Below are 24,573 nucleotides of genomic sequence, written 5' to 3' on the forward strand. Positions count from 1 at the left end.
CTGCGCCCCCTGCGGACCGTGGCCGTCATGGCGGAAAATGCAGGCAAGGACACACCTGAACGGATCCTCTAAGGGCGGCAGGATACGCACTCGCCTGTGCGCAGTCAAAACGCGTTATGGGCGAGTGAAACGGGATCAATCCTCTCGCGCATTCCGCGCGAGCAGAGCGCGCAGGGCGGCGATCTCCTGCCGCATCCCGGCAAGCTCGGTCTCTTGCGCGCGGCGCGCGGCTTCCTGCTCGAGCGTGTAGAGCGTGAGTTCCTCGACCTTCTGCAAGAGCCGCATCTGCATGTCGGTCATGTCGAGGCCGTGTTCGGCGATGTCCGCCGCCGAGGGCACGTCCGGCAGGTGTTTGTTGTCGGCGATGAAGGCCGCGACCTCCGACAGCGGACGCAGGGCGTAGTCGTCGGCGAAGACGTAGTCGGGCACGTTGAGCGTGGTATTGCCCGAGATGAAGTTGCCCGGAATGGTCACGTCGCCGCCCGCGGTCAGGGTGAATTCCGGCCCGTCGGCCACGGCGTCGGCGATGATGAACCGGTTGGGCGACGCATCCTCGTGGGTGAAGAACCAGGTGGTGCCGGCGGCGGCATTCTCGAAGGTGAAGTAGGATCCGCCGTTGTTGGAAAGCTTCAGCATCTCCTGCGCGCCGGACGCGCCGGTATCCTCGACCAGCAGCTGGGCGGTGTTGTCAGCGCGGATCAGGTGCAGCGCGGCGGTGGGAAAGAGCGTTCCCAGCCCGATATCGCCGCCCGGATCGACCGCAAGGGCGGCCTGCGGCGCGCCTTCGTGCACCGACAAAGGCGCGTTGCCGGTGTCGACGTCGCGCAGCACGAAGCGCCCCGGATCGACGCCCAGCTCCCAGCTTTGCGGGGTGGCGCCGCCGGAATTGCCCTTTTCCATGCGGATCGCGGGGCCGGTGTTTTCGAAGATGTGCAACGCCGCCTGCGGGATCGCGGTGCCCATCCCGACCCGCCCCGAGGCGGCCAGCCAGAAGGCCGATTGCGGCGCCCCGGCCTCGAGGCTGAAGATCGCGTCATCGAAGGCGCCGTCGCGGATGGTGAAGATCGACCCGGCGCCCTGGGACGCTTCGATGGACCAGTCGCCATCGTTGGCGCCGAACAGGATCGCGGCTTCCGGATCGTCGATCTGCAGCGCCCCGTAGCTAAGCGGTTCCGGGCTGCAGCTCTGGCCCAGGCAGGCGCCGGCGCGGAACGCCGCGGCATCGGTGCCGTCGGCTTCGATCGTCCCGTCGAACTGCACCGGCCCGTCCAGCGTGGTCTGGGTGAAGCCATGGACCCGCAGCGGCGCAAAGATGTCGAGCGGGAGGTTGCGCACCTCGAGGCCGTTCCGGGCCGTCATGCGGCCAAAGAAATCGGTGCTGCCGAAGAGGTTGCCGGTGCTGTTGAGGGTAAAGGTGCTGTTGACGGTCAGCGGACCCTGCTGGATGGTGCTGCCCAGCACCTGCGCATTGCCCAGCACCGTCAGGTCGTTGACCGTTTCGTTGGTCTGCGCCCCGGCCGGGGCGGCGGCGAGCAGGGCCAGAAACGGCAGCAGAAGGCAGCGGGCGCGCCACGGCGCGGAACTGGTTAACGGCATGGGGTTGTCCCTTTTTCTTTATGTCTCAGGCGGTTAAATCACCGCGCGCCGGACCTGTCCAGCCTTGTGCCGAGGCGCTCCGGCGGTCCGCTACCGGGTTTCGAGCGTGTCGAGCCGGGCCTGCAGCCGGGCGATGGCCGCGGCCTGTTGCGTCACCGTGGCGTTGAGCTCGGCGATGTAAAGATGCGCCTTCTCCAGCTCGTTCAGCATGCCGCCGGTCATCGCGGTGATGTTGAAGGGGCCATCCTCGGGGGTCGGGCCGACATTGGGAAGGTGCTTGTTGGCGCGCATCATCGCGGCCTGTTCCGCGATGGTCGGCAGCGGATAATCCGGCTCAAAAACCCGGTCGCAGCCTGCCGCGCAGGAGCCTGCGGTGAAAAGCTGGCCGGGAATGGTGAGGTCCCCGTCCGCCGTCAGCGTCATCTCGGGGCCGTCGGCCACCGCGTCGGCGATGATGAAGCGGTTGGGGGCGGCCTGTTCATGGTTGAAGAACCACGTGGTGCCGGCATCGGTGTTGTCGAGCGTGAAGTAGGACCCGCCGTTGTTCTCCATCCGGAACAGCTCGCGCGATGCGGCCACGTTGCTGGTGTTGCGGACTGCGACGGTGGCATCCGCGCCGCGGAACAGCCCGTCGCCCAGGACGTCGAGAATGGCCTGCACATCGACATCGCCGACCGAGTCGTCGGTGTTGATGCCCACCCGCCCGCCGGTTTCGATCACCAGCGTGCCGTTCTCTGCCTCGTTCAGCAGCCGGAAGGGGAAGCTGCCGCCGACGCTGACGTCGCGGATGAAGAAGCCAATCTCATTGCCACCGATATCGAAGGTCTGTTCGCCGAAGCTGCCGCCGATTTGTTCAAACCGGATCGTCGGGGTGTCGGAAGTGACCACATGGATATCCTCGACGGGCAGTCCGGTGCCCAGGCCGATCCGCCCGGTTTGATCGACGACCAGCGCATCGGTGCGCGCCCCGGCGTCGACGCGGAAGGGCTGGGTGTTGCCGTCGACATCCTGAATGCTGAAATAATCCTCGCCGCCGGTGACCGTGTCGTTGGTGATGATCCGCCAGTCGCCCGTGGGCAGACCGGCCGAGGTCGAATTGTCTTCGAAGAGCAGGCGGTTGTTGTTGGATTTGAGCTTGATCTCGTCACCCGCAAAGATCTCGTCGTCGAGGCATCCGGAACCGACGCAAAGCGAATTGCGGATCGTGGGGTTAACGGTCGGCAGCGGGTCGGCCGCGGCCGTCAAAGGGGCCAACGCCGCCAGAGCTGCGAGACAGGGGCGGGACAAACGGTTTGGCATGATAGGGTCCTTGTTCGGTGAAAGAGTGTTCGAGAGCGCAGTCTACCGCGCCTCGAGCGCGGCGAGCCGGGCTTCGAAGGCGGCCATCCGCGCCCGCAGCGCCCGGTTTTCGGCATCGAGCGCGGCGATATAAAGATGCGCCTTCTCCAGCTCGTTCAGCATGCCGCCGGTCATGGCGGTGATGTTGAAGGGGCCGTCCTCGGGGGTGGGGCCGACAGCCGGAAGGTGCTTGTTGGCGCGCATCATCGCGGCCTGTTCGGCGATGCTTGGCAGCGGATAGTCCGCGTCGAACACCCGGTCGCAGCCTGCCGCACAGCTGCCTGCGGTGAAAAGCTGGCCGGGGATGGTGAGATCCCCGTCCGCGGTCAGCGTCATCTCGGGGCCATCGGCCACCGCGTCGGCGATGATGAAGCGGTTGGGAGCTGCGTTCTCATGGGTGAAGAACCAGGTCGTGCCGCTCGCGGTGTTGTCCAGCGTGAAGTAGGACCCGCCGTTGTTGCGCATCGCGAACATCTCCTGCACGCCGGGGTTCGTATCCTCGACCAGCACGCCCGCGCTGCCGTCGCCGCGCAGCAGGTGCAGCGCCGCGGCGGGAACGTTGGTGCCCAGGCCGACGGCGCCGTCCTCGTTCAGGTGCAGGGTGCTGTTGGGGGTGGCGGCGTCGATACGGAACGGCGTGGTGCCCAGGGTCAGGTCGTAGATGCTGAACGCGGTCTGTCCGGCGATGCGCCAGATCTGCGACGGCACCAGAACGTTGCCGGTCTGTTCCAGCCGCAGCGCCGGGCCGAAGCTACCGCTGGCGTGCAGGGTATCCTGCGGCAGGATGGTGCCGAGGCCGATGCGGCCGTTGGTGCCCACGTGCAGCGCCGCGGTGGGCGCTCCGGCGTCGATGCGGAAGGGCACGTTGCCGGTCTCGTCATCCTGCACCGCCAAATAGCTGGCGCCGAAATCGACAAAGTCGTTGGCGAAGATCGACCAGTCGTTGGTGGGGAAGTTGCCGGCCGGGTTCGAGGCATCGACGAATTCGATCCGGGTCCGGTTGTTGTCGATCCGGACGATCGATTCCTGCACCGGTTCGGCCCAGGTTTCGGTCTCGATGCAGCCCGCCCCGACGCAGAGATTGCTCTGGATCGAGGTGTCGCTCTGGATCAGGTTCTGCGCCGTGGCGGGCAGGGCGAGGGTCAGCGCCGCCGCGGCGGGCAGCAGGGCGGCGGGGGCAATGGGACGGAACATGGCAGTCTCCTGTATGGGGTGCGGGGCCGCCGGGCGCGTCAGCGTCCGGCGAGCAGGGCTTCGAGCCGGGTCAGCCGGTCCTCCAGCGCCGCGACCCGGGCGCGTTCGGCGCTGAGGGCGGCCTGCAGGACGACGCGCTCCGCCGCCATCCGGCCGTCGAGCTCGGCGATGTAAAGATGCGCCTTCTCCAGCTCGTTGAGCATGCCGCCGGTCATCGCGGTGATGTTGAACGGGCCGTCCTCGGGCGTGGGGCCGACGGCTGGAAGGTGCTTGTTGGCGCGCATCATCGCCGCCTGCTCGGCAATCGTGGGCAGCGGATAATCCGCATCGAAGACCCGGTCGCAGCCTGCCGCACAGGAGCCTGCGGTGAAAAGCTGGCCGGGAATCGTGAGGTCCCCATCCGCCGTCAGCGACATCTCGGGGCCATCGGCCACCGCGTCGGCGATGATGAAGCGGTTGGGCGACGCATCCTCGTGGGTGAAGAACCACGTGGTGCCGGCCGCCGCATTCTCGAAGGTGAAGTAGGATCCGCCGTTGTTGGAAAGCTTCAGCATCTCCTGCGCGCCCGACGCGCCGGTATCCTCGATCAGCAGGCCCGCGCTGTTGTCGCTGCGCCGGACGTGCAGCGGGGCCATGGCCGCCCCGATCCCGATGCCGACATTCCCGGTCGCGCCGTCGAGCACGAAGGCGACGTTGCTGGTCGCGGAATTCGCGACGAAATCGTAATCGGCGTTGAGACCGTTCACGACCATGGCGTTGTCCCCGATCACCAGGGCGTTCTGCGGCGCGTCTTCGTCGATGCCGACGCTTGCGTAACCGGCGGCGTCGTTGCTCAGGGCCAAGCTGCCGGTCGCCGTGACGGCGGCATCCCAGGCCCCCGACCCGCTTCGGCTGAGCCGCAGGCCGAAGGTGTCCGTGGTTTCGATGTGCAGCCGCGCCTGCGGAAACATCGTGCCCATCCCGATACGGCCGGTGTCGTCGATCCAGAGCGCGTTGTCGGGCGCGCCGCCCTCGATGGTGAAGGGGGTGGTGCCGGCGGTGTCGTCCTCGACCGCGAACTTGTCGATGCCGCCGGAGGAGCGGGGCTGGGGGTCGTTGATGCGCAGCGTCCAGTCGCGGTTCGGGTTGGTCGAGGAGGAGGTGTCATCGAAGACGATGGAATGCTGGGTGTAGATCATCTTGAGCGTTTCATCGTTGGCGAAGGTGGTGGTGGGCAAACAGGCGTTGCCCAGGCACAGGCTGCCGTCGATGACACTGTCGTCTTCGACATAGAGGCTGCCGGTGATGCCCTCGTCGACGCTGAGATCGCCGACGATGACGTGATCGCCGAACAGGGTGGTCTGGGCCAGCGCCGGGACCGTCGGCAGGCCGAGCGTGGCGCAGAGAAAACAGATGATGGGTCTGATCGGCATGACAGCCTCCTTGGGGCACCGGTCGCGCTACCGGGTCACAGGCTGCGGTGCAAAAAAACATTGATGAAAATCAGGACCATCCCGGTGGCCCGGGGCCGCCGCAGCCGCGACGGTCGTAAAAAGCTAACAACGTCGCGATCGACCTGTCAAATGCGCTCAGCGCGCGGCAAGATCCGCGACCAGCGCCTCGAGCCGGGCGATGCGGTCCTGCGTGGCGCGGTCGCGCGCCTCGAGCTCGGCGATGTAAAGATGCGCCTTCTCCAGCTCGTTGAGCATCCCGCCGGTCATCGCGGTGATGTTGAAGGGGCCGTCCTCGGGCGTGGGGCCGACATTGGGCAGGTGCTTGAGGGATTTCATCAGCGCCGCCTGTTCGGCGATCGTGGGCAGCGGGTAGTCGGCATCGAACACCCGGTCGCATCCGGCGGCACAGGAGCCTGCGGTGAAGAGCTGGCCGGGAATGGTCAGATCGCCGCCCGCCGTCAGCGTCATCTCGGGCCCGTCGGCGACGCCGTCGGCGATGATGAAATTGTGGGGGTCCGCATTCTCGTGGACGAGATACCAGGTCGTGCCCGAGTTCGTGTTTTCAAAGGTGGCGTATGAGCCGCCGTTATTGGCGATCTTGAGCATCTCGCGCGTGGCGGTGGAGCCAAAGGCGTTTTCCACCAGCACCGAGGCCGTCCCGTCGGTGCGGAAGACATGAAGCGGTTCTGCGGGCACATTCGTCCCTAGACCGATACGATCGGTAGAGGCATCGGCGAAGAAGAGAGTGGGATCGGTTGTGCCGCGTATCTGGACGTCGTAGTCGGAATCACTGCCGTTGATGCTGAGCGCATCCTCGCCCAGAAACAGCGTCCCCGCCGGCACATTCTCCGCTGCAAAGAAGACCCTGTTTCCGGATACGGCATCGCGCAGAGAGAAGCCGACCGGTTCGACCATCAAGTCAAACCGGGTGTTGGTGTTGTTCTCCAGCCGCACCGCGCTTGCCACGGGGTCGACCACATGCAGATTTGTTTGCGGTATCGCCGTGCCCAGACCGATGTCGCCGCCCGCGGCGATGTAGAAGGTATTGTCGGGCGCGCCGTTCTCGATCACAAGGGGCAAGGTGTTGTCGTTGAAGTCCCGGATCGCGAAGGTGTCGGTCGCGGCCACGGTGTCGATCAGGACTTCCCAGACATTGGTGTCGGCATTGTCCACCAGAACCAGTCCGGCATCGTCGGAACTGAGCAGCACTTGGCCGTCAGGATAGTCGGAGCCCGGGTTTGTGCTGCAGCCGGTGCCGACACAAAGCCCGTCCTCGATCTTGACGTCGTTGGCGATGACCTGAACCTGCGCCTCCGCGCTGCGGATCGGAAAAAGCGCGGCGATCGCGCAAACGACGGCTGTTGAGGTGAGCCTTGCCAGTCTTACTGCTTCAAGTTGCATGGGATAGTATCCTTATTTGATTGCAGTTGTGCCGGAATATGAGCTGTCTGACATCAAAAGTCGCCTGAATCTGCGCGTCGGACGAGCGTTTTCGCCCCGAGCGGTGTCTGCGGCCGCGCGGATGATTGGGGTTGGCGGCAAAGCCATCGCGTCGTTGCCTGAGTGTTTGATCCACCAGATGCCGGGACTGAACACCTGGCGGCTGTCCGCCCGTGCCGCCAAGACGGCAATGCGCGCTCACTCCAGCGCCAGCGCCGCCTCGATCCGCGCCAGCCGGGCGTGCAGGGCGGCATTCTCGGCCTCGAGCGCGTCCACCCGTGCCAGCCGTGTCTCCTGCTCGAGCGTGTAGAGCGTCAGTTCCTCGACCTTCTGCAGGAGCCGCATCTGCATGTCGGTCATGTCGAGGCCCGTGGCCGCGATCTGCGCCGCCGAGGGCACGTCCGGCAGGTGTCTGTTGTCGGCGATGAAGGCCGCGACCTCCGACAGCGGCCGCAGGGCGTAGTCGTCGGCGAACACGTAGTCGGGCACGTTGAGCGTGGTATTGCCCGAGATGAAGTTGCCCGGGATGGTGATATCCCCGCCCGCGGTCAGGGTGAACTCCGGCCCGTCGGCCACGGCGTCGGCGATGATGAAGCGGTTGGGCGACGCGTCCTCGTGAGTGAAGAACCAGGTGGTCCCGGCGGCGGCATTCTCGAAGGTGAAATACGACCCGCCGGTGTTGGAAAGCTTCAGCATCTCCTGCGCACCCGAGGATCCCGTATCCTCGACCAGCAGCCGCGCGGTGTTGTCGCTGCGCGCGATGTGCAGCGGGGCCTGCGGGGTGCTGCCCGCGCTCATGCCGATGTTTCCGTTATCGAGGATGCGCAGGGCATTCTCCGGCGCTCCGGCGTTTATCTCGAAGGGGATATCGAAGGTCTGCGGGTCGTAGACATAAAAGCCCGAGCTGTTGCCCGACAGATACCAGGCATAGGGGCTGAACCCGGTATCATCGAACCGGATGCCCGGATCGCCGTCGGGGTCGGTGATGTGCAGATCGGCCTGGGGCAGCGATGTGCCAAGACCGATGTCGCCATCCTCCGCGATGTAGAGCGCGTTCGTGGGGGCGGCCCCCGCGACGGTCAGGGGACGGGTGCCCGCGCTCACGTTCTGCAGCCGGAAGAAATTCTGCCCGCCGTTCGCGATCGTGGTGTTGTCGTTGATCTCGATCCGCCAGTCGTCGGTGGGGAACGGGTTCGGCGAGCCCGAGCCGGGCCCGGACGAAGCGTCGGTGAACTCGATGCCCGGCCGCGACCAGTTCAGTTTCAGCGTATAGAGATTGATGAAGGTTTCTTCGCGGATGCAGGAGAAGCCGATGCAGGCCTGGTCCTGGAGCACGGAATCATCCTGCACGTAAAGCGCGGCCGAACCGGTGGTACTGTCGGAAATGGTGACGCCGTTGCTGAAGACGTCCTGCGCCGTGGCGGGCAGGGCCGTCAGGACGGCGCCCAAAGACACGAGGCCGAAGGCAAAAGGGCTGGGAAAGAGGGGGTGGATCATCGGCGGGCTCCCGAAAAGGGCGCCAGCCTATGCCGGGGCGCGGCGCGACAAATGGAACGGTCTGAAATCCCGCCACCCCGGACGGCGGGTGGGGCAAAGGTTAACAGGGCAAAAGCCTGCCCTGTCAAATCTTTCGCAGCAGCTCAGCGCGCGGCAAGATCCGCGACCAGCGCCTCGAGCCGTGCGATGCGCGCGTCCTGGGCGGCGTTCTCCGCCGCCCGCACCCGGTCGCGCTCTTCCAGCTCGGCGATGTAAAGATGCGCCTTTTCCAGCTCGTTGAGCATGCCGCCGGTCATCGCGGTGATGTTGAAGGGGCCATCCTCGGGGGTCGGGCCGACGGCTGGAAGGTGCTTGTTGGCGCGCATCATCTTGGCCTGCTCGGCAATCGTGGGCAGCGGGTAGTCTTCGTCGAAGACCCGGTCGCATCCCGCCGCGCAGGAGCCGCCGGTGAAAAGCTGGCCGGGAATGGTGAGGTCCCCGTCCGCCGTCAGCGTCATCTCCGGCCCGTCGGCGACGCCGTCGGCGATGATGAACCGGTTGGGGGCGGCGTTTTCATGGGTGAAGAACCAGGTCGTCCCGGCGGCGGCATTCTCGAAGGTGAAGTAGGACCCGCCGTTGTTCGACAGCTTGAACAGTTCCTGCGCGCCGGAAGATCCCGTATCCTCGATCAGCAGCCGCGCGGTGTTGTCGGTGCGCTGCACGTGCAGGGGGGCCGAGGGCGTGTCGGTGCCGATCCCGACATTGCCGTTGTTCCCAAGGTGCATGGTGTCGGTCGGGGCGCCCGGTTCGATACGGAACGGTTCCGTCAGGTTCGTCCGGTCTATGATCCCAAGATCTGCTGCGGAATACAGCTCCCAGCTTTGTGGATCGGTGACGGTTTCAAGGCGCATCGAGGCGTCCGCGGCGCCGACGATATGCAGGTCCGACAGCGGGATGGAGGTGCCGAGGCCAAGGTCGCCGTCGGCCGCGAGCCAGAAGGCATTTTCCGGAGCGCCGCCGACGATGCTGAAAGGGATCACCTCGTTGCTGTCGTTCCAATCGTTGCCCTCGTCCATGATTATAAAGACACGGGCCGCGCCATTGCGCGCCGGACCGATGCGCCAATCGCGATCGTTGAAGGCCACATTGCTCGTGTCGTCCATCAGGATCTGCGGCTCGGACCATTTCAGCTTGATCGATGGATTGCCAAGGCCGTTGGCTTCTACCGCGGTGCAGGAATTACCAACACACATGGAGCCGTTGAACGAAGAATAATTGCCGTTAAAGAAATTTGTTCCGATCCCGTTCTGGGTGATCTCTCCGGAGAGGATCAGATCGTCGCCGTTTATGTTTTGCGCCATCGCGGGCGCGGACAGTCCGATCGTCAGGCAGGTCAGGGCGGTGGCGGTGCGTAGGACAGATGGCATGGGGCTCTCTCACTAATGAAATGGACTTGGCTTTAGGACGCTCCGCGTGAAAGCCTAAGCAAAATTTTTAACGCCGTCTATTGGCCGGACGGGGCAGAACGTCGGAGGCTCCAACGGCAAAGAGCCGGTGCGAGCGCCCGGATCAATCACCGTTCATGACGCTCTCGATGCGCGCCACGCGGTCCAGCAGCGCCGCGTTGAGCCGCTTTTGCTCGGTCAGCGCATCCCGCTGTGTTTGCAATTCTGCATTCAACTCGGCGATGTAAAGATGCGCCTTCTCCAGTTCGTTGAGCATGCCGCCGGTCATCGCGGTGATGTTGAAGGGGCCGTCCTCGGGCGTCGGGCCGACGGCGGGCAGGTGCTTGTTGGCGCGCATCATCGCGGCCTGTTCGGCGATGGTCGGCAGCGGATAATCCGGCTCAAAAACCCGGTCGCAGCCCGCGGCACAGGACCCGCCGGTGAAAAGCTGGCCGGGAATGGTGAGGTCCCCATCCGCCGTCAGCGACATCTCCGGCCCGTCAGCCACCGCATCGGCGATGATGAAGCGGTTTGGGGAGGCATCCTCGTGAGTGAAGAACCAGGTGGTGCCCGAGGCGGCATTCTCGAAGGTGAAATAGGATCCGCCGTTGTTCGACAGCTTCAGCATCTCCTGCGCGCCGGACGCGCCGGTATCCTCGACCAGCAGGCCCGCGCTGTTGTCGCTGCGCGCCACGTGCAGCGCTGCGGCGGGCGCGTTGGTGCCCAGGCCGACATCGCCAATGGAGCCGACATAGAGGCTGTTTTCCGGCGCGGCGCCGGCAATGCGCAGCGGACGGATCCCGCCGAGGTCTACCCGTCTCAGGTTGAATTCGAAGGGCGAGGCCTCGATATCCCACCGGCTTGGGCTGAGCCCGGCCGAGGTGTCGCGTTCGAGCCGGATGGCGGGGACCATCGGTGACACCACATGCAGGTTGGCTTGCGGCAGGCGGGTGCCGATGCCGATCCCGGTGTCGACGGTATCGTCGCCGCGCAGGATACTGTCGATCGCCAGCGCGTTGCTGGGCGCATCGTCCCAGATCCGGAACGGTGCCGTATTGGCATCGAGATTGCGGATCACGAAGAACTCCGCGCCGTTGCTGCCGATGTCGTTGGCCTTGATCTCCCAGTCGGTGGTCGGAAAGCCGGCCGCGGTCGAGGTATCCTCGAGCACGATGCTGATCGCGGATTGCTTGATCCTGAGATCGGTTTCGCCAAAGGTCTCGCCGCTGGCACAGCCCTTGCCGATGCAGGCGGAGCCGTCGACCACAAGGTCGTCGGCGACGAATTGTTCGGCCAGGGCCGGGGGGGCGAGGTTCAGAGTGGCCCAGAGGGCGAGCGGCAGGATGCCTGGATTGCGGAACATGGTGACTCCTCCAACCGGATATGAACGCGGGGCGCGTCCTTTCGGTATCTGGCCGAACGCGGCACCCCGCCAGTAAAATTGCGCGAAGCCCGAGGCATATGCACGCTCACTCGGCAGCCAGCGCCGCCTCGATCCGGGCCAGGCGGGTCTCCAGCGTGCCGAGCCGCGCCAGTTCCGTTGCCTGCGCCTGGTTGGCCGCTTCCAGCTCCAGCGTGTAGAGCGTCAGCTCCTCGATCTTTTTCAGCATCGTCATTTGCATCGCCGTCATGTCGAGGCCGTCCTTGGCGATGTCCGCCGCCGAGGGCACGTCCGGCAGGTGGCTATGCGTGTCGATGAAGGCCTGCACCTCGCTGAGGGGGCGCAGCGCGTAGTCGTCCGCGAACACGTAATCCGGCACGTTGAGCGTCGTGGCGCCCGAGATGAAATTGCCCGGGATGGTCACGTCGCCGCCCGCGGTCAGGGTGAACTCCGGCCCGTCGGCCACGGCGTCGGCGATGATGAACCGGTTGGGCGACGCATCCTCGTGGGTGAAGAACCACGTGGTGCCGGCGGCGGCATTCTCGAAGGTGAAATACGACCCGCCGTTGTTGCTGAGCTTCAGCATCTCCTGCGCGCCGGACGCACCGCTATCCTCGACCAGCAGACCCGCGGTGTTGTCGCTGCGCGTCACGTGCAGCGCCGCCTGGGGCAGGCGCGTGCCCATGCCGATCCTGCCCTCCCCCAGCACCAGCGCATTGTTGAGCGCGGCGTCCTTGATGATCAGCGGCACGCCGGTCTGCGCCGCGCCATCGAAGAACAGCGCCCCGTTGCCCACATCCGCCCCGTCGCCCGACGAGATCGCCCAGTTCTGAAAGCTTCTGCCGCCCGAGGTGTTGCGCCGCAACTGCAGGGTCGCGACGAGACTGTCCTCTATATGCAGGTTGGCAGAGGGCATCGACGTGCCCAGCCCCAGGTTGCCCTCGTTGTCCAGATACATGGCATGCTGGCGGCTGTTGCCTTCGATGGTGAAGACCTGGGTGTTGAACGCCCCGACATCGCCACGGTCGACGATGGCCATCTTGCCGGCAGAGCCGTTGTTGAATTCGATCGACCAGTCGGTGCTTGGGGCGACCGACGGGTCACTGGTGTCCTCGATGTCGATGGCGACGACGTTCTGCTTGAGCAGCAGGGCGTTGAACGTGCCGCCGACGGATTCCGAATTGGTGCAGAAGTCCCCCGCGCACAGCCCGCCATCGACGCTGTGATCGCCCGACAGGACGGTCTGGGCGGTGCCCGCCTGCGGCGGCAGCAGGGCCAGCGTCAGGGCGGCAAGGCACAGGCGGGGGGTGGCAGAGACAAGGCGGGGGGTGAAACTCATTTGGCACTCCTGGAGGTGCGCGCGAGAGCCGGAATCCAGGGCACCAATACATGACATCAATATCCATGCGGCGCCGACCCGGCCACCGCACCCGAAGACGCTAGGGGATGCCGGGCCGTTGTGTCAAATCGCGAAGCGCATCAGCGGCCTTCCCGCAGGTCCCGGACCTCGGCCTGCAGGGCCGCGATCTGGCTTTGCTGCGCGAGCGTGTAGAGCGTGAGCTCCTCGACCTTCTGCAAGAGCCGCATCTGCATGTCGGTCATGTCGAGGCCTTGTTCCGCGATCTGCGCCGCCGAGGGCACGTCGGGCAGGTGCTTGTGATCGGCGATGAAGGCCTGCACCTCGCTGAGGGGGCGCAGCGCGTAATCGGGGCCAAAGACGTAATCCGGCACGTTGAGCGCGGTGTTTCCCACGACGAACCCGCCCGGCACGGTCAGCACGCCGTCGGCGCTCAGGCTCATCTCGGGCCCGTCGGCCACCGCGTCGGCGATGATGAAGCGGTTGGGGGATGCGTTCTCGTGGGTAAAGAACCAGGTGGTGCCCGAGGCGGCATTCTCGAAGGTGAAGTAGGACCCGCCGTTGTTGGAAAGCTTCAGCATCTCCTGTGCGCCGCTGGCGCCGGTATCCTCGATCAGCAGGCCCGCGCTGTTGTCGCTGCGCGCCACGTGCAGGGCGGCGTCGGGGGCGGCGGTGCCCAGGCCGGTGTCGCCGTCGTTGGCGACATAGACCGCGCTGTCGGGCGCGCCGTAGCGGATCTCGAAGGGGATGGCGGACGCCGCCGGATCGAAGAGGTAGAAGCCGCCGCCGTTGCCGTAAAGCTGCCAGCGCCGGGACGTGAGCGTATCCTCGAAGGTGATGCCGGGATCGCCGGGATCGACCAGGTGCAGGTCGGTCAGCGGGATCGAGGTGCCCAGCCCCAGGTCGCCGTTGTCGCCGAGATAGAAGGCATTGGTGGGGGTGCTGTCTTCGATCAGGAACGGCACGGTGCCCGCGCTTTCGTCCCGGATGGCGAAATATTCCGTGCCGCCGGCGGCGATGCTGAGATCGGGCTCATTGAACTGGATCGCCCAGTCGGTGTCGGGAAAGCTGGATGACGACGTGTCGACGAAATCCATCCGGCTGCGGAAGTCGCGCAGTTCGAGCGACGAGGTGAAGCTGTCGGCGACGAAGTCGGGCGACGGATCGTCGGCGCATTCGTCGCCCACGCAGAGCCGGTTGCGGATGGTGGCATCAGAGTTGGCCTGGAGCACCTGCGCAAGGGCGGGGCCGACGGGCAGAAGGCCGGCAAGGGCCAGGGCGAGGACGAAGCGGGGCATGAAACTCTCCTGTGGCATGTGTCTGGGAGCCGGAAACGGCACGGGTCTGCGCCCGTGCCAGCCTATCCGATGCCGGGAGGTTCACAAAACGGTCTTGCGGCCCGCGCGTTTCCGGTTCACCCGGTAACAGGCATCGCATGTCGGGTTCGAGGCATGGCCGAGAGGCAGCGAAATGCGATGCCGAAGACCCTGGAATTGCTTTAGCGGGCCGCCAGCGCCGCCTCGACCTGGCGCAGCCGCGCCTCGAGCCTGCGCAGGCGGGCGATCTCTGCGTCCTGTTCGAGCGTGTAGAGCGTCAGTTCCTCGATCTTGCGCAGCATGGCCATCTGCATGCCGGCCACATCGAGGCCGTCCTCGGCGATCGTGGCCGCCGAGGGCACGCCCGGCAGGTGCCTGTTGTCCGCGATGAAGGCCGCGACTTCGGAAAGCGGCTTCAGCGCGTAATCGGGGCCAAAGACGTAATCCGGCACATTGAGCGTGGTGCTTCCCACCACGAAACCGCCCGGCACGGTCAGGATGCCGTCGGCGCTCAGGCTCATCTCGGGCCCGTCGGCCACCGCATCGGCGATGATGAAGCGATTGGGCGCGGCCTGTTCGTGGGTGAAGTACCAGGTCGTGCCGCTCGCGGTGTTGTCCAGCGTGAAATAGCTGCCGCCGTTGTTGACCATGGCGAACATCTCGCGCGCGGCGACGGGGGCGCCCGGGCTGTTCTCGACCCGTATCCCGGCGTCGCCGTCGTTGCTAAGCATGTGCAGGCCTGCGGCCGGCGCGGTCGTTCCGATGCCGATATCGCCGGTTCCGGCATCGGCGAACAGCAGCGCCGCCCCGTCCGCGCGGCCGAAGATGATGTCGTAATCGTTCACCCCGCTGTTCAGCGACATGTAGGTCTCGCCGATGAACAGCGCCCCGCCCGGGGCGGTCTGCGTGACCTGCAGGACATCGCGATCGGCCGCCGCGTTGCGCAGCACCAGGCCGCTTGCATCGGCCCGCAGGTCGAAGATGCTGGGCGCGCCGGTGGCGATGTTGGCGCTCAGGCGCAGGTCGGCGGTGGTGCCGCCAAAGATATCCAGGTCGGTCTGCGGGATGGTGGTGTTCAGGCCGATCCGACCGGTGGCATCGATGTGCAGCGCGGCGGTGGGGGCGCCGCCCTCGATGCGGAAGGGCACGGTGTTGGTGCTGCGGTTCTGGACCGAGAAGTGATCGATCCCGCCATTGGCGAAGCTTGCCGTATCGTTGAACAGAAGCGACCAGTCGGCGCTCGGGAAAGTGACCCCGGTGGAGGCGTCGATCGTGTCGATCCGCACGCGGGTGTCGTAAAGCAGGAGCGCCGACGCGAAATCGTCCAGGAAACTCGGGGTGGGGTCGTCGGCGCAGTCTTGTCCGACGCAGAGATTGTTGCGGATGGTGGCGTCCGATGCCGGTTCCAGAACCTGGGCGAGGGCCGGGGCCGGGGCGGCAAGCAGGCATGCAAGGACGGCGGCACGGGACAGGGGCAGGGGGGGCATCGCGGATCTCCTCCGAAGGGTCCGCGAAGCCGGGGGGCGCGGAGCCGGGCCTTGGGAAAATCACAGGGGCGGTCCGCCCCCCCCGGGTGGCGGACGGCCAAGCATAGCAGCGCCCGCCCCGGTGCTGTCAAATCTCAGCGCGACTCCAGCGCCGCCTCGAGCCGCGCGATGCGGGCCTCCTGGCGGGCGTTCTGGGCATGCAGCTGGGCGATGTAAAGATGCGCCTTCTCGAGCTCGTTGAGCATACCCCCGGTCATTGCGGTGATGTTGAAGGGGCCATCCTCGGGCGTCGGGCCGACGGCGGGCAGGTGCTTGAGGTCGCGCATCATCGCTGCCTGTTCCGCGATGGTCGGCAGCGGGTAGTCTTCGTCGAAGACCCGGTCGCAGCCCGCCGCACAGCTGCCTGCGGTGAAAAGCTGCCCCGGAATGGTCAGATCGCCCTCTGCCGTCAGCGTCATCTCCGGCCCGTCGGGCACCGCGTCGGTGATGATGAAGCGGTTGGGGGCGGCGTCTTCGTGCACGAAGAACCAGCTGGTTTCGGCACGGGTGTTCTCCAGCGTGAAGTAGGAGCCCGCGTTGTTGACCATCGCGAACATCTCGCGCGCGGCAGGCGGGCTGGACCTGGCATTTTCCACCCGCACCGCGGCGGTGCCGTCATCGCGCGAGATATGCAGCGATGCGTCGGGGGCGGCGGTGCCCATGCCCACATCGCCCGCGCCGGTCAGAACCCAGGCATCGTCGGGCGCGCCTTCGAGGATGGCAAAGGGAAAGGTGCCGCCACCGCTGCCGTCGCGGTCGAACCAGCCCATGCCGTTCGTCGCCACGATCAGCGACCAGTCGGCGCCCGACCCCGCATCCTGCAGCCGCAGCTTTTCGGTCAGGTTCGACACCACGTGCAGATCGGCCTGCGGGATCGAGGTGCCCAGGCCCACGCCGTTCGTGCCGATCCAGAGCGCGTTGGTCGGCGCATCGCCCTCGATGCTGAACGGCGTGGTCACGGCGGCGCGGTCCATGATGCGGAAGACACCGCGCGCCGCCGCCGTGTCGTTCGCCCGGATCTGCCAGGCGCGGTTCGGCTCGGTTTCGGAGGTGTCTTCGAAGATGAGCCGCGGCTCGCTGCCGCGTATCTGCAGCAATGACGTCGTGGATGCGGCCAGAGCGGCCGCGTCGCAACCGAACCCGATGCAGGCGGAGCCTTCGAAGAAATTTCGGTTGCCGCGAAAGTGGTTGACCAGCGGGCCCGGCGCGGGTTGGGTGATGCGGCCCGTGACGGTAAGCCGGTCGCCCACGTCCAGATCGTCGGTCACGGTCAGGTCGCTGAATTCTCCGACGGGTTGTGCAGCTGCCGACGCGGCGAGCATGAGCAGGAGAGCGGGCAAATACGCGATACGAGGCATGGGCTGATGGTTCCTTGGCAAATCTGGTGTGCAATGCACCTATTCTAGCAGGGTTTCGACCAGCTTGCGCAGATCGGCGATCTCGCGCGCCTGTGCCTCGAGCCGCGCCTCCTGCGCGAGCGTATAGAGCGTGAGCTCTTCGATCTTCTTGAGATGCCGCATCTGCATGTCGGTCATGTCGAGGCCGTCCCTTGCGATCTGCGCGGCGGACGGCACGTCCGGCAGGTGCCGGTTTTCGGCGATGAAGGCCGAGACTTCGGAGAGCGGTGTGAGATCGTACTCCGGCGCGAATACGTAATCGGGCACATTGAGCGTGGTGGAGCCCACCACGAACCCGCCCGGCACGGTCAGCACGCCGTCGGCGCTCAGGCTCATCTCGGGCCCGTCGGCCACCGCATCGGCGATGATGAAGCGGTTGGGGGCTGCGTTTTCATGGTTGAAGAACCAGGTGGTGCCGCTGTCGGTGTTGTCGAGCGTGAAGTAGGAGCCGCCGTTGTTCGTCATGTTGAACATCTCGCGCGCCACGCCCGGATCGCCGCCGGTGTTCTCGACCAGCACGCGGGCGGTGCCGTCGTCGCGTTGCACATGCAGCGGCGCGGCGGCGGCGGAAGGGCCAATCCCGATTTCGCCATCGCCGAAGACCGACAGGGCATAGGTCGGTGCCTCGGCGTTGACCCGGAATGGAAAGGTGCCCGCCAGCTCGTCATGCACGACAAAGCCCCCTGGGGCGAGATAAAGATCAAATATCCGCGGCGTGAGCGCCGAAGCATCCAGCTCAAGCCGGATCGTAGGGCTGTTGGTGGCAACCATATGCAAAGCCTTTTGCGGCAGGCTGGTGCCCAGCCCGACATTGGACCCTGACAGGACCAGTGCACTCTCCTGTGCCCCGCCCGTCACGGTGAAAGGGATATTGCCGGTTTCCCCGTCCTTGATCGAAAACCGCTCCAGCCCGCCGCTGTCGGGATCATTGACCACCAGCTTCCAGTCACGGTCCGGAAAGGGTGGGCTGGAGCTGTCGATAAAGGTGAGCGACGGGGTCGCATCGCGCAGCTTCAGCGTCACATCGCTGCCAAAGGTCTCATCACTGACGCAGCCATTGCCAATGCAGGTCTCCCCGTCCAGCACGCTGACGTCGGTGACAAAGAGATCCGCCTCGGCGCTGTCGCTGTCCGAGATCGTCACCCCGCTGGTGAAGGTGTCCTGCGCGGCGGCCGGCAGGGCGAGACCAAGCGCGCAGAGGCCGCAGGCGGCGAGCCGTGTCAAATCCATCAGATCAAATCTCCCGCCGCCCGCGCGGGGTCGGGTGGCCAAACGCCTGTGACAGTGACAACCCGCCCCCGCCGGGTTGCAGGGGCAAGGCTAGCGGCGCGGGGCCGGTCCTGTCAAAGTGCGATCAGCGGGCCTCGAGCACCTCCAGCCGCGCCTCGAGCGCGCGCAGGCGGGTCAGTTCGGCCTCCTGCGCCAGGGTGTAGAGCGTCAGCTCCTCGACCTTTTTCAGCAGGCGCATCTGCATGTCTGTCATATCAAGGCCGTCTTCCGCGACCTCGGCGGCGGAGGGGATGTCGGGCAGGTGCTTGTTGTCGGCGATGAAGGTCTGCACTTCGGACAGGGGCCGCAGATTGTAGTCGTCGGCGAAGACATAATCGGGCACATTGAGCGTGGTGGAGCCCACCACGAACCCGCCCGGCACGGTCAGCACGCCGTCGGCGCTCAGGCTCATCTCCGGCCCGTCGGCCACCGCATCGGCGATGATGAACCGGTTGGGCGCGGCGTTTTCATGGGTGAAGAACCAGGTGGTGCCCGCATCGGTATTGTCGAGCGTGAAGAACGACCCGCCATTGCTGCGCATGGTGAACATGCCGCGCGGCGCCGAGGGGCCTGCGGTGTTTTCCACCAGAATTTCGGCGGTGCCGTTGGTGCGCCGCACATGCAGCGGGGCGGCGGGGCCGCTTGTGCCCAGGCCCACGGAGCCGTCGTCGTCAATGGCCAGGCTGTTGTCGGGCGCGCCGCTGTCGACCAGCAGCGGCAGCGTACCGGCATCGGCGTCGCGGATGGCGAAAGAGATCTCGTTGCCGTTCAGCTCCCATTTCTTGTTGCCGAAGGTGCCGCTGATCTGCTCGAGGGTGATGCCCGGCGTGTCGTTTGACAGGATGTGCAGATCGGTTTCGGGCAGGCCGGTGCCCAGCCCCACGTCGCCGGTGGTGGCCTCGATGAACAGCGCGTTGCTGGGGGCGTCGCGTTCGATGTCGAACGGCGTGGCGCCGGAATCGGGATCGATCAGGATGAACCGCGAGGCGGTGCCCGCAAGGTTCCAGGTGCCGCTCGATGAACCGGCCTCCTCGAACCGGATGGTGGGGGCGGCGCCCTCTTCCCGGATATGCAGGCTCGCCTGAGGGGAGAATACGCCAAGCCCGACATGACCGGTGGTGCCTGCGATGACCAGGGCATCGGCGGGCGCCCCGTTATTGATCGCGAAGGCGGACCTGTTTTCGTCCACGTCTACTATGATGAACCTGTCGGCGGTATCCGTCCCGATGCTCCAGATCTCATCCGTCACACCCGTTCGCCTCATCTCGATGCCCGGCGCGGTATCCTGAATGACCAGCGGCGGGACAAAGGCGTTGCCGAAGACGTAGCTGTCGGTGCATTCGAACCCGACGCAGACGAACCCGCTGAGCGAGGTGGCGTCACCCACGAACAGATCGGCGCTGCCGGCATCGGAATCCGACACGTCGAGCCCGGTGGTGATGGATTGTTCCTGCGCCGCGGCGGCGCTGGCCTGACAGAGTGCCGCGGCGGCGCTGGCAAGGCAGAGGGCGGCGGCGGCAAGGCGGGGGGCGGTTGTCATGAAAGGGCTCCTCGAAGTCTGGGAAGAATATGGGAAAGAAACGGGTGGGGGCTGTCAGCGGCGGGCCCGCGGCAGTGGGGCCGGATCGGCGTCGGCCTCGGCCGCGCTTTTCTGCTGTTCAGGCGTGACGATGACGCCACGCTCGACCACGAAGCTGCCGCCGCGGCTGAACACCTTCGCGACGGTCTGCGGCAGCGCGGACCCGCCCCGGCGGCCGGGGTTGGGCACGAAGGCGACGCGCTCTTCGGTGTCGGCGCGCAGCTCGTAGCGCCAGGTGCCGTCCGCCGCCGGATAGCTCAGGGTAAAGACCGGCGTGCCGCGCGCCTGGGTGAGCGTTCTGACCCGGCCATCGGGGCCCGCCACCTTGAGCGTGGCGTTTTCCAGCCCGATCCAGTTCTCGAACCACAGGGCGTTGGTGTTGTGCTGCGCGACCGGATCGGGCGGCTCGATGGGGTCGACGCTCTGCGCCAGCGCCGGAAGGGCCGACGCCAGCAGGACGGCGACAAGGGCGGCACGGGGCGCGCGGCCGCCGGTAGGCGGAGAATGGGTCATAAGCGCAATCCTTCAGTCTGAAATGACTTCTGGAAAAAGGTTAACGGCTGTGCGCCCGGTGCCAAAGACAAATCGGCCCCGGGCGTCCCTTCGAACCGGCCCCGCCTACCTTTCTGCCAGCGCGGCTTCGATGCGCGCAAGCCGGGCCGCTAGGGCTGCGTTTTCCGCCTCGACCTGCGCGAGCCGGGCAAGCTCTTGCTGTTGCGCGCGCCGCGCCGCCTCCAGGTCGAGCGTGTAGAGCGTGAGCTCCTCGACCTTCTTCAAGAGCCGCATCTGCATGTCGGTCATGTCGAGGCCGTCCCTTGCGATCTGCGCGGCGGACGGCACGTCCGGCAGGTGCCGGTTTTCGGCGATGAAGGCCGAGACTTCGGAGAGCGGTGTGAGATCGTACTCCGGCGCGAACACGTAATCGGGCACGTTGAGCGTGGTGTTGTTCACGACGAAGCCGCCCGGCACGGTCAGGATGCCGTCCGCCGTCAGGGTCATCTCCGGCCCGTCCGGCACGGCGTCGGAGATGATGAATCGGTTGGGCGTCCTGTTTTCATGGGTGAAGAACCAGGTGGTGCCGCTGTCGGTATTCTCCAGCGTGAAATACGACCCGCCGCTGTTGCGCATGGTCAAAAGCCCCCGGGGCCCGGGAAGGCCGCTGATGTTCTGCACGATGATCCCCTGCAGGTCATTGGTGGCCGTATCGGTGTTGTTGATCTGCAGCGGGGCCTGCGGGTTGGTCGTGCCCATGCCCACCTTGCCATCGAATTTGACCCACAGGGCCCCCTCAGGCGCATTGTCCGCGATGTTGAAAGGGTAATTCAGGGTGCCCCTGTCCTGCAGCCGGAACCCACCATTGGCAAAGGTGATCATCCATTCCGAGCCGCCAAAGGTATCGTGCATCCGGATCTTGCTGGGGCTGGCCGTCACGATGTGCAGATCGGCCTGCGGCAGTTCGGTCCCGATGCCCACCTTCCTGTCCCGGGCAAGCACCAGGGTCGAAGAATTCGCCAGAGCCTTGATCGTCATGACTTCAAGCCCGGTTGTCGCGTCGACGAACATCAGCTGGTCTTCGCCGCCCGAGGTCGTGTCATTGGCCTGTATCGCCCAATCGTTCGAGGGAAAACCGCCAAAGCTCGAGGTGTCGTCAAACAGGAGCCGCGTGTTGTTGGACTTGAGTTCGATCTGGTTGAAATTGCTGTTGAAGCTCTCGCTGATCGCGCAATTCGCACCCACGCACAGGTTGTCCAGGATGCTGGGATTGGTGGTCGACAGCACCTCGGCCCCGGCAGGGCCGGCAAGAGGCAGGATGCACAGGGCGATCCGGAAAAATCGGGAAAGGCGGGGCATGATACGCTCCTTGAAAGGCTTTCGGAAAATGCATGTGTTCTTGGCACGGGGGGCCTGCAGACCCCCGGTGCATCCTATCCCGCTTCTGATCCGCGCCAAAGTCCTTGCTCCGGGCCGCGGGATCGGCCCGCCATGCTCAGGGCTGCTGCAGGAGCGCCTCGATCCGCGCCAGCCGCGTGGCCAGGGCCGCCGTCTCGCGGGTCAGTACCGCGTTTTCCGCCGCCTGCGCCTCGATCACCGCCTGCTGCCCGAGCGTGTAGAGCGTCAGCTCCTCGATCTTCCTCAGCTGCGCGAGCTGCATCTGGGCCATATCCAGCCCGTCGCGCGCCACATCCGCCGCCGAGGGCACGTCTGGCAGGTGCCTGTTGTCGGCGATGAAGGCCGAGACTTCGGAAAGCGGCTTCAGCGCGTAATCGTCGGCGAATACGTAATCCGGCACGTTGAGCGCGGTGCTTCCCACGACGAACCCGCCCGGCACGGTCAGGATGCCGTCGGCGCTCAGGCTCATCTCGGGCCCGTCGGCCACCGCATCGGCGATGATGAAGCGATTGGGCGCGGCCTGTTCGTGGGTGAAGTACCAGGTCGTGCCGCTCGCGGTATTGTCGAGCGTGAAATACGACCCGCCGTTGTTCGTCATGTTGAACATCTCGCGGGCGCCAACCGGGCTGCTGCTGTTGTTCTCGACCTTGATCCCGGCGGTGCCGTCGCCCCGTTCGACATGCAGCGCGGCGTCGGGCTGCGATGCCCCGAGGCCCACATCTCCGTTATCCGTAACGCGTAAGGAATCCGTGGGCGCGCTGAGCGAAAAGCTCACCGGTGCCGTGATGCCCGCGGCGCCGAGAAAGGTCAGCGTTCCCTCTCCGAAAAGGCTGGCCCCCATGACGATCCGGCCCGTGTCCGAATAGATGACACTCCCGGTGGTGCCCTCCGCAGTCAGTTCGATCGCGGTCCCGAACCCGTTGACCGTTGAATCGTAAATGGCCATTTCGCTTTGCGGTATGCTGGTGCCGACCCCGATGGCGCCTTGGCCGCTCACGAACAGGGCATTGCTGCGTGCCCCGGCCTCAAGCGCGAGGACCGCCCTGCCGGCATCGTCATCCAGAAACAGCAACCTGTTCTGGTTGTCGGCAGAGGCGCCGTTGCCCTGGATCTTCCAGTTCGTATTCGGATATCCGGCGGATGTGGAGGTATCCTGGAATTCGATGCCAGGAACGACGGCCTTGAGCCTGAGCATGTTGCCGACACTGTCCGGATAAACTTCGGTGTTCAGGCAATCCGCGCCGATGCACAGGTGATCGTAGATGGTGGTGTTCTGGGGATGCACGTTCTGCGCCTGTGCCGAAAGCGGCAAAAGAGCCAGGGCAGACCCCGCCAGACACCACAGACGGCGACCGGATATCCCGAGGAAAATGTGAAACATGGATCAATACCTTTCTCCAGGTGGGCGAAAATGGTCCCTTCAGGGGTAAAGAGGCGAAATCAAATATCTTGCGGTCTCGATGCGGTATGTCCCGGTCCGATGGCCGCACGAAAAAGGATGTGCGGGGGCCTCTCGGGACGGTTCTCACGACCGATCCGAACGCCCGAGGTGCGGTTCTTTCCTTACCCGGGATAGGTCATGGCACCGCCGGTGCTGATCTGTCAATTCAGGCAGATCACTTGCCGGACAGGGCCGAGACGAGCGCCTCCAGCCGTGCGACACGCCCCTCCAGCTCGGCGATGTAAAGATGCGCTTTCTCCAGCTCGTTGAGCATGCCGCCGGTCATCGCGGTGATGTTGAAGGGGCCATTTTCGGGCGTGGGGCCGACGGCGGGAAGGTGCTTGTTGGCGCGCATCATCGCCGCCTGTTCCGCGATGGTCGGCAGCGGGTAGTCTTCGTCGAAGACCCGGTCGCAGCCCGCCGCACAGGACCCGCGGGTGAAAAGCTGGCCCTGGATGGTGAGGTCGCCACCGGCCGTCAGCGTCATCTCGGGCCCGTCGGCCACCGCGTCGGCGATGATGAAGCGGTTGGGGGCGGCATCCTCGTGGGTGAAGAACCAGGTCGTGCGCGACCTCGTGTTGTCGAGCGTGAAATACGACCCGCCGTTGTTGCGCATCGCGAACATCTCGCGCGCGGCCGGGGGCGAGCCGATCAGGTTCTCGACCAGCAGGCTGGCGCTGCCGTCGTTCTTTTGCACGTGCAGGGCCGCGGCGGGGCTGTCCGTTCCCATGCCGATGGCGCTGTTGTCGGCGATATAAAGGCTGCCGTTTTTGGCCCCGGCGCGCACCACCACCGGCACCTCTTTGCCGTCGATGTTCTGGAGAAACCAGTTGAGGCTGTTGCTGAGAACCTCCCAGTTGCCGGCCAGGCTGCCGGTGGACTGCATCCGCAGCCGGGCGGTCGATCCGCCCACCAGGTGCAGATCGGCCAGCGGCATGGCGGTGCCCAGGCCCAGTCGCCCGGCGCTGTTGAGCCAGAAGCTGTTGTCGGGCGCGCCGGGCAGGATGGTGAAGGGGGTTCTGTCGGAGTCGAAATCATGCACCGAAAAGCGGTCGATACCGCCGGCCGAATAGGATTCCGCGTCGTTGACCAGCAACCCCCAGTGGTGGCTGGGATGTGTAGAAACGGATTGATCGTCGAATTCGATGGCGACGCGGCTATAGGAGAACTTGAGCGGATAGTTGACGTCGAAGCTCTGCGCGGCGGCGGTGGTGGCGCAGCTGTCACCGAGGCAGAGATAGCCCTGGATCACGCTGTTGTCCCGGGTATGCAGGCTGCCGTTGAGATCGAGATCGCCGTTGATGGTTTCGTCCTGCGCCATGGCGGGGGTGGCGGACAGCAGCAGGGCCAGGGCCAGGCCGACGGGACGGAAAAGCGGGGGAACGGGCACGGCAGTATCTCCTTGCTGGAAACGGACGCCGCGGGAGCGGCGTGGAAAAACATCCATGATCAAAGGCCCGCCCCCGGGGGCAGGCGGCGCCAGTCTAGGGGCGTT

General features: G+C 65.7%; 18 protein-coding genes. All 18 read right to left on the reverse strand.

Annotation, left to right across the window (positions count from 1 at the left end; genetic code table 11):
* Nucleotides 1-135: 135 nt before the first annotated feature.
* The 18 genes from ACOXXX_RS18335 to ACOXXX_RS18420 all read right to left on the reverse strand — a co-directional run bounded on the left by ACOXXX_RS18335 (nucleotide 136) and on the right by ACOXXX_RS18420 (nucleotide 24,468).
* Nucleotides 136-1,596: a hypothetical protein gene (locus ACOXXX_RS18335; protein ID WP_422828062.1), complete on the reverse strand. Its 1,461-nt coding sequence runs from the start codon at nucleotides 1,594-1,596 to the stop codon at nucleotides 136-138.
* 90 nt (nucleotides 1,597-1,686) lie between these two features.
* Nucleotides 1,687-2,895, reverse strand: coding sequence for a hypothetical protein (locus ACOXXX_RS18340; RefSeq protein ID WP_422828063.1), 1,209 nt, complete (start codon nucleotides 2,893-2,895; stop codon nucleotides 1,687-1,689).
* Nucleotides 2,896-2,937: 42 nt separating this feature from the next.
* Nucleotides 2,938-4,128, reverse strand: coding sequence for a hypothetical protein (locus tag ACOXXX_RS18345; protein ID WP_422828064.1), 1,191 nt, complete (start codon nucleotides 4,126-4,128; stop codon nucleotides 2,938-2,940).
* Between the two features lie 38 nt (nucleotides 4,129-4,166).
* Nucleotides 4,167-5,540, reverse strand: coding sequence for a hypothetical protein (locus ACOXXX_RS18350; RefSeq protein WP_422828065.1), 1,374 nt, complete (start codon nucleotides 5,538-5,540; stop codon nucleotides 4,167-4,169).
* A 156-nt stretch (nucleotides 5,541-5,696) separates the two neighbouring features.
* Nucleotides 5,697-6,962 carry a hypothetical protein gene (locus tag ACOXXX_RS18355; protein WP_422828066.1) on the reverse strand — a complete coding sequence of 422 codons (1,266 nt, stop codon included), beginning with the start codon at nucleotides 6,960-6,962 and terminating at the stop codon, nucleotides 5,697-5,699.
* A gap of 237 nt (nucleotides 6,963-7,199) precedes the next feature.
* Nucleotides 7,200-8,498 (reverse strand): hypothetical protein, encoded by a 1,299-nt coding sequence (locus ACOXXX_RS18360; protein ID WP_422828067.1) that lies wholly within the window; start codon nucleotides 8,496-8,498, stop codon nucleotides 7,200-7,202.
* A gap of 143 nt (nucleotides 8,499-8,641) precedes the next feature.
* Nucleotides 8,642-9,904 (reverse strand): hypothetical protein, encoded by a 1,263-nt coding sequence (locus ACOXXX_RS18365; protein WP_422828068.1) that lies wholly within the window; start codon nucleotides 9,902-9,904, stop codon nucleotides 8,642-8,644.
* 142 nt (nucleotides 9,905-10,046) lie between these two features.
* On the reverse strand, nucleotides 10,047-11,285 hold the full coding sequence (locus tag ACOXXX_RS18370; protein WP_422828069.1) for a hypothetical protein: 1,239 nt from the start codon (nucleotides 11,283-11,285) through the stop codon (nucleotides 10,047-10,049).
* 106 nt (nucleotides 11,286-11,391) lie between these two features.
* Nucleotides 11,392-12,642, reverse strand: coding sequence for a hypothetical protein (locus ACOXXX_RS18375; protein WP_422828070.1), 1,251 nt, complete (start codon nucleotides 12,640-12,642; stop codon nucleotides 11,392-11,394).
* A 140-nt stretch (nucleotides 12,643-12,782) separates the two neighbouring features.
* The gene (locus ACOXXX_RS18380; RefSeq protein ID WP_422828071.1) at nucleotides 12,783-13,958 is read right to left on the reverse strand and encodes a hypothetical protein; all 1,176 of its coding nucleotides are present in this window, start codon (nucleotides 13,956-13,958) and stop codon (nucleotides 12,783-12,785) included.
* A 200-nt stretch (nucleotides 13,959-14,158) separates the two neighbouring features.
* Entirely contained in the window at nucleotides 14,159-15,463 is a 1,305-nt protein-coding gene (locus tag ACOXXX_RS18385) for a hypothetical protein (RefSeq protein ID WP_422828072.1), read from the reverse strand.
* 134 nt (nucleotides 15,464-15,597) lie between these two features.
* Nucleotides 15,598-16,824, reverse strand: a complete 1,227-nt coding sequence (locus ACOXXX_RS18390) for a hypothetical protein (RefSeq protein ID WP_422828073.1) — start codon at nucleotides 16,822-16,824, stop codon at nucleotides 15,598-15,600.
* 75 nt (nucleotides 16,825-16,899) lie between these two features.
* Nucleotides 16,900-18,123, reverse strand: coding sequence for a hypothetical protein (locus ACOXXX_RS18395; protein WP_422828074.1), 1,224 nt, complete (start codon nucleotides 18,121-18,123; stop codon nucleotides 16,900-16,902).
* 130 nt (nucleotides 18,124-18,253) lie between these two features.
* Complete coding sequence (locus tag ACOXXX_RS18400) at nucleotides 18,254-19,708, reverse strand: hypothetical protein (RefSeq protein WP_422828075.1); 1,455 nt, start codon at nucleotides 19,706-19,708, stop codon at nucleotides 18,254-18,256.
* A gap of 54 nt (nucleotides 19,709-19,762) precedes the next feature.
* Nucleotides 19,763-20,260, reverse strand: a complete 498-nt coding sequence (locus ACOXXX_RS18405) for a hypothetical protein (protein WP_422828076.1) — start codon at nucleotides 20,258-20,260, stop codon at nucleotides 19,763-19,765.
* 105 nt (nucleotides 20,261-20,365) lie between these two features.
* Complete coding sequence (locus tag ACOXXX_RS18410) at nucleotides 20,366-21,598, reverse strand: hypothetical protein (protein WP_422828077.1); 1,233 nt, start codon at nucleotides 21,596-21,598, stop codon at nucleotides 20,366-20,368.
* Nucleotides 21,599-21,734: 136 nt separating this feature from the next.
* Entirely contained in the window at nucleotides 21,735-23,018 is a 1,284-nt protein-coding gene (locus ACOXXX_RS18415; RefSeq protein WP_422828078.1) for a hypothetical protein, read from the reverse strand.
* A gap of 235 nt (nucleotides 23,019-23,253) precedes the next feature.
* On the reverse strand, nucleotides 23,254-24,468 hold the full coding sequence (locus ACOXXX_RS18420; RefSeq protein WP_422828079.1) for a hypothetical protein: 1,215 nt from the start codon (nucleotides 24,466-24,468) through the stop codon (nucleotides 23,254-23,256).
* Nucleotides 24,469-24,573 lie beyond the last annotated feature (105 nt).

The organism is Thalassococcus sp. BH17M4-6 (genome assembly GCF_049323015.1).
GTDB lineage: Bacteria > Pseudomonadota > Alphaproteobacteria > Rhodobacterales > Rhodobacteraceae > Puniceibacterium.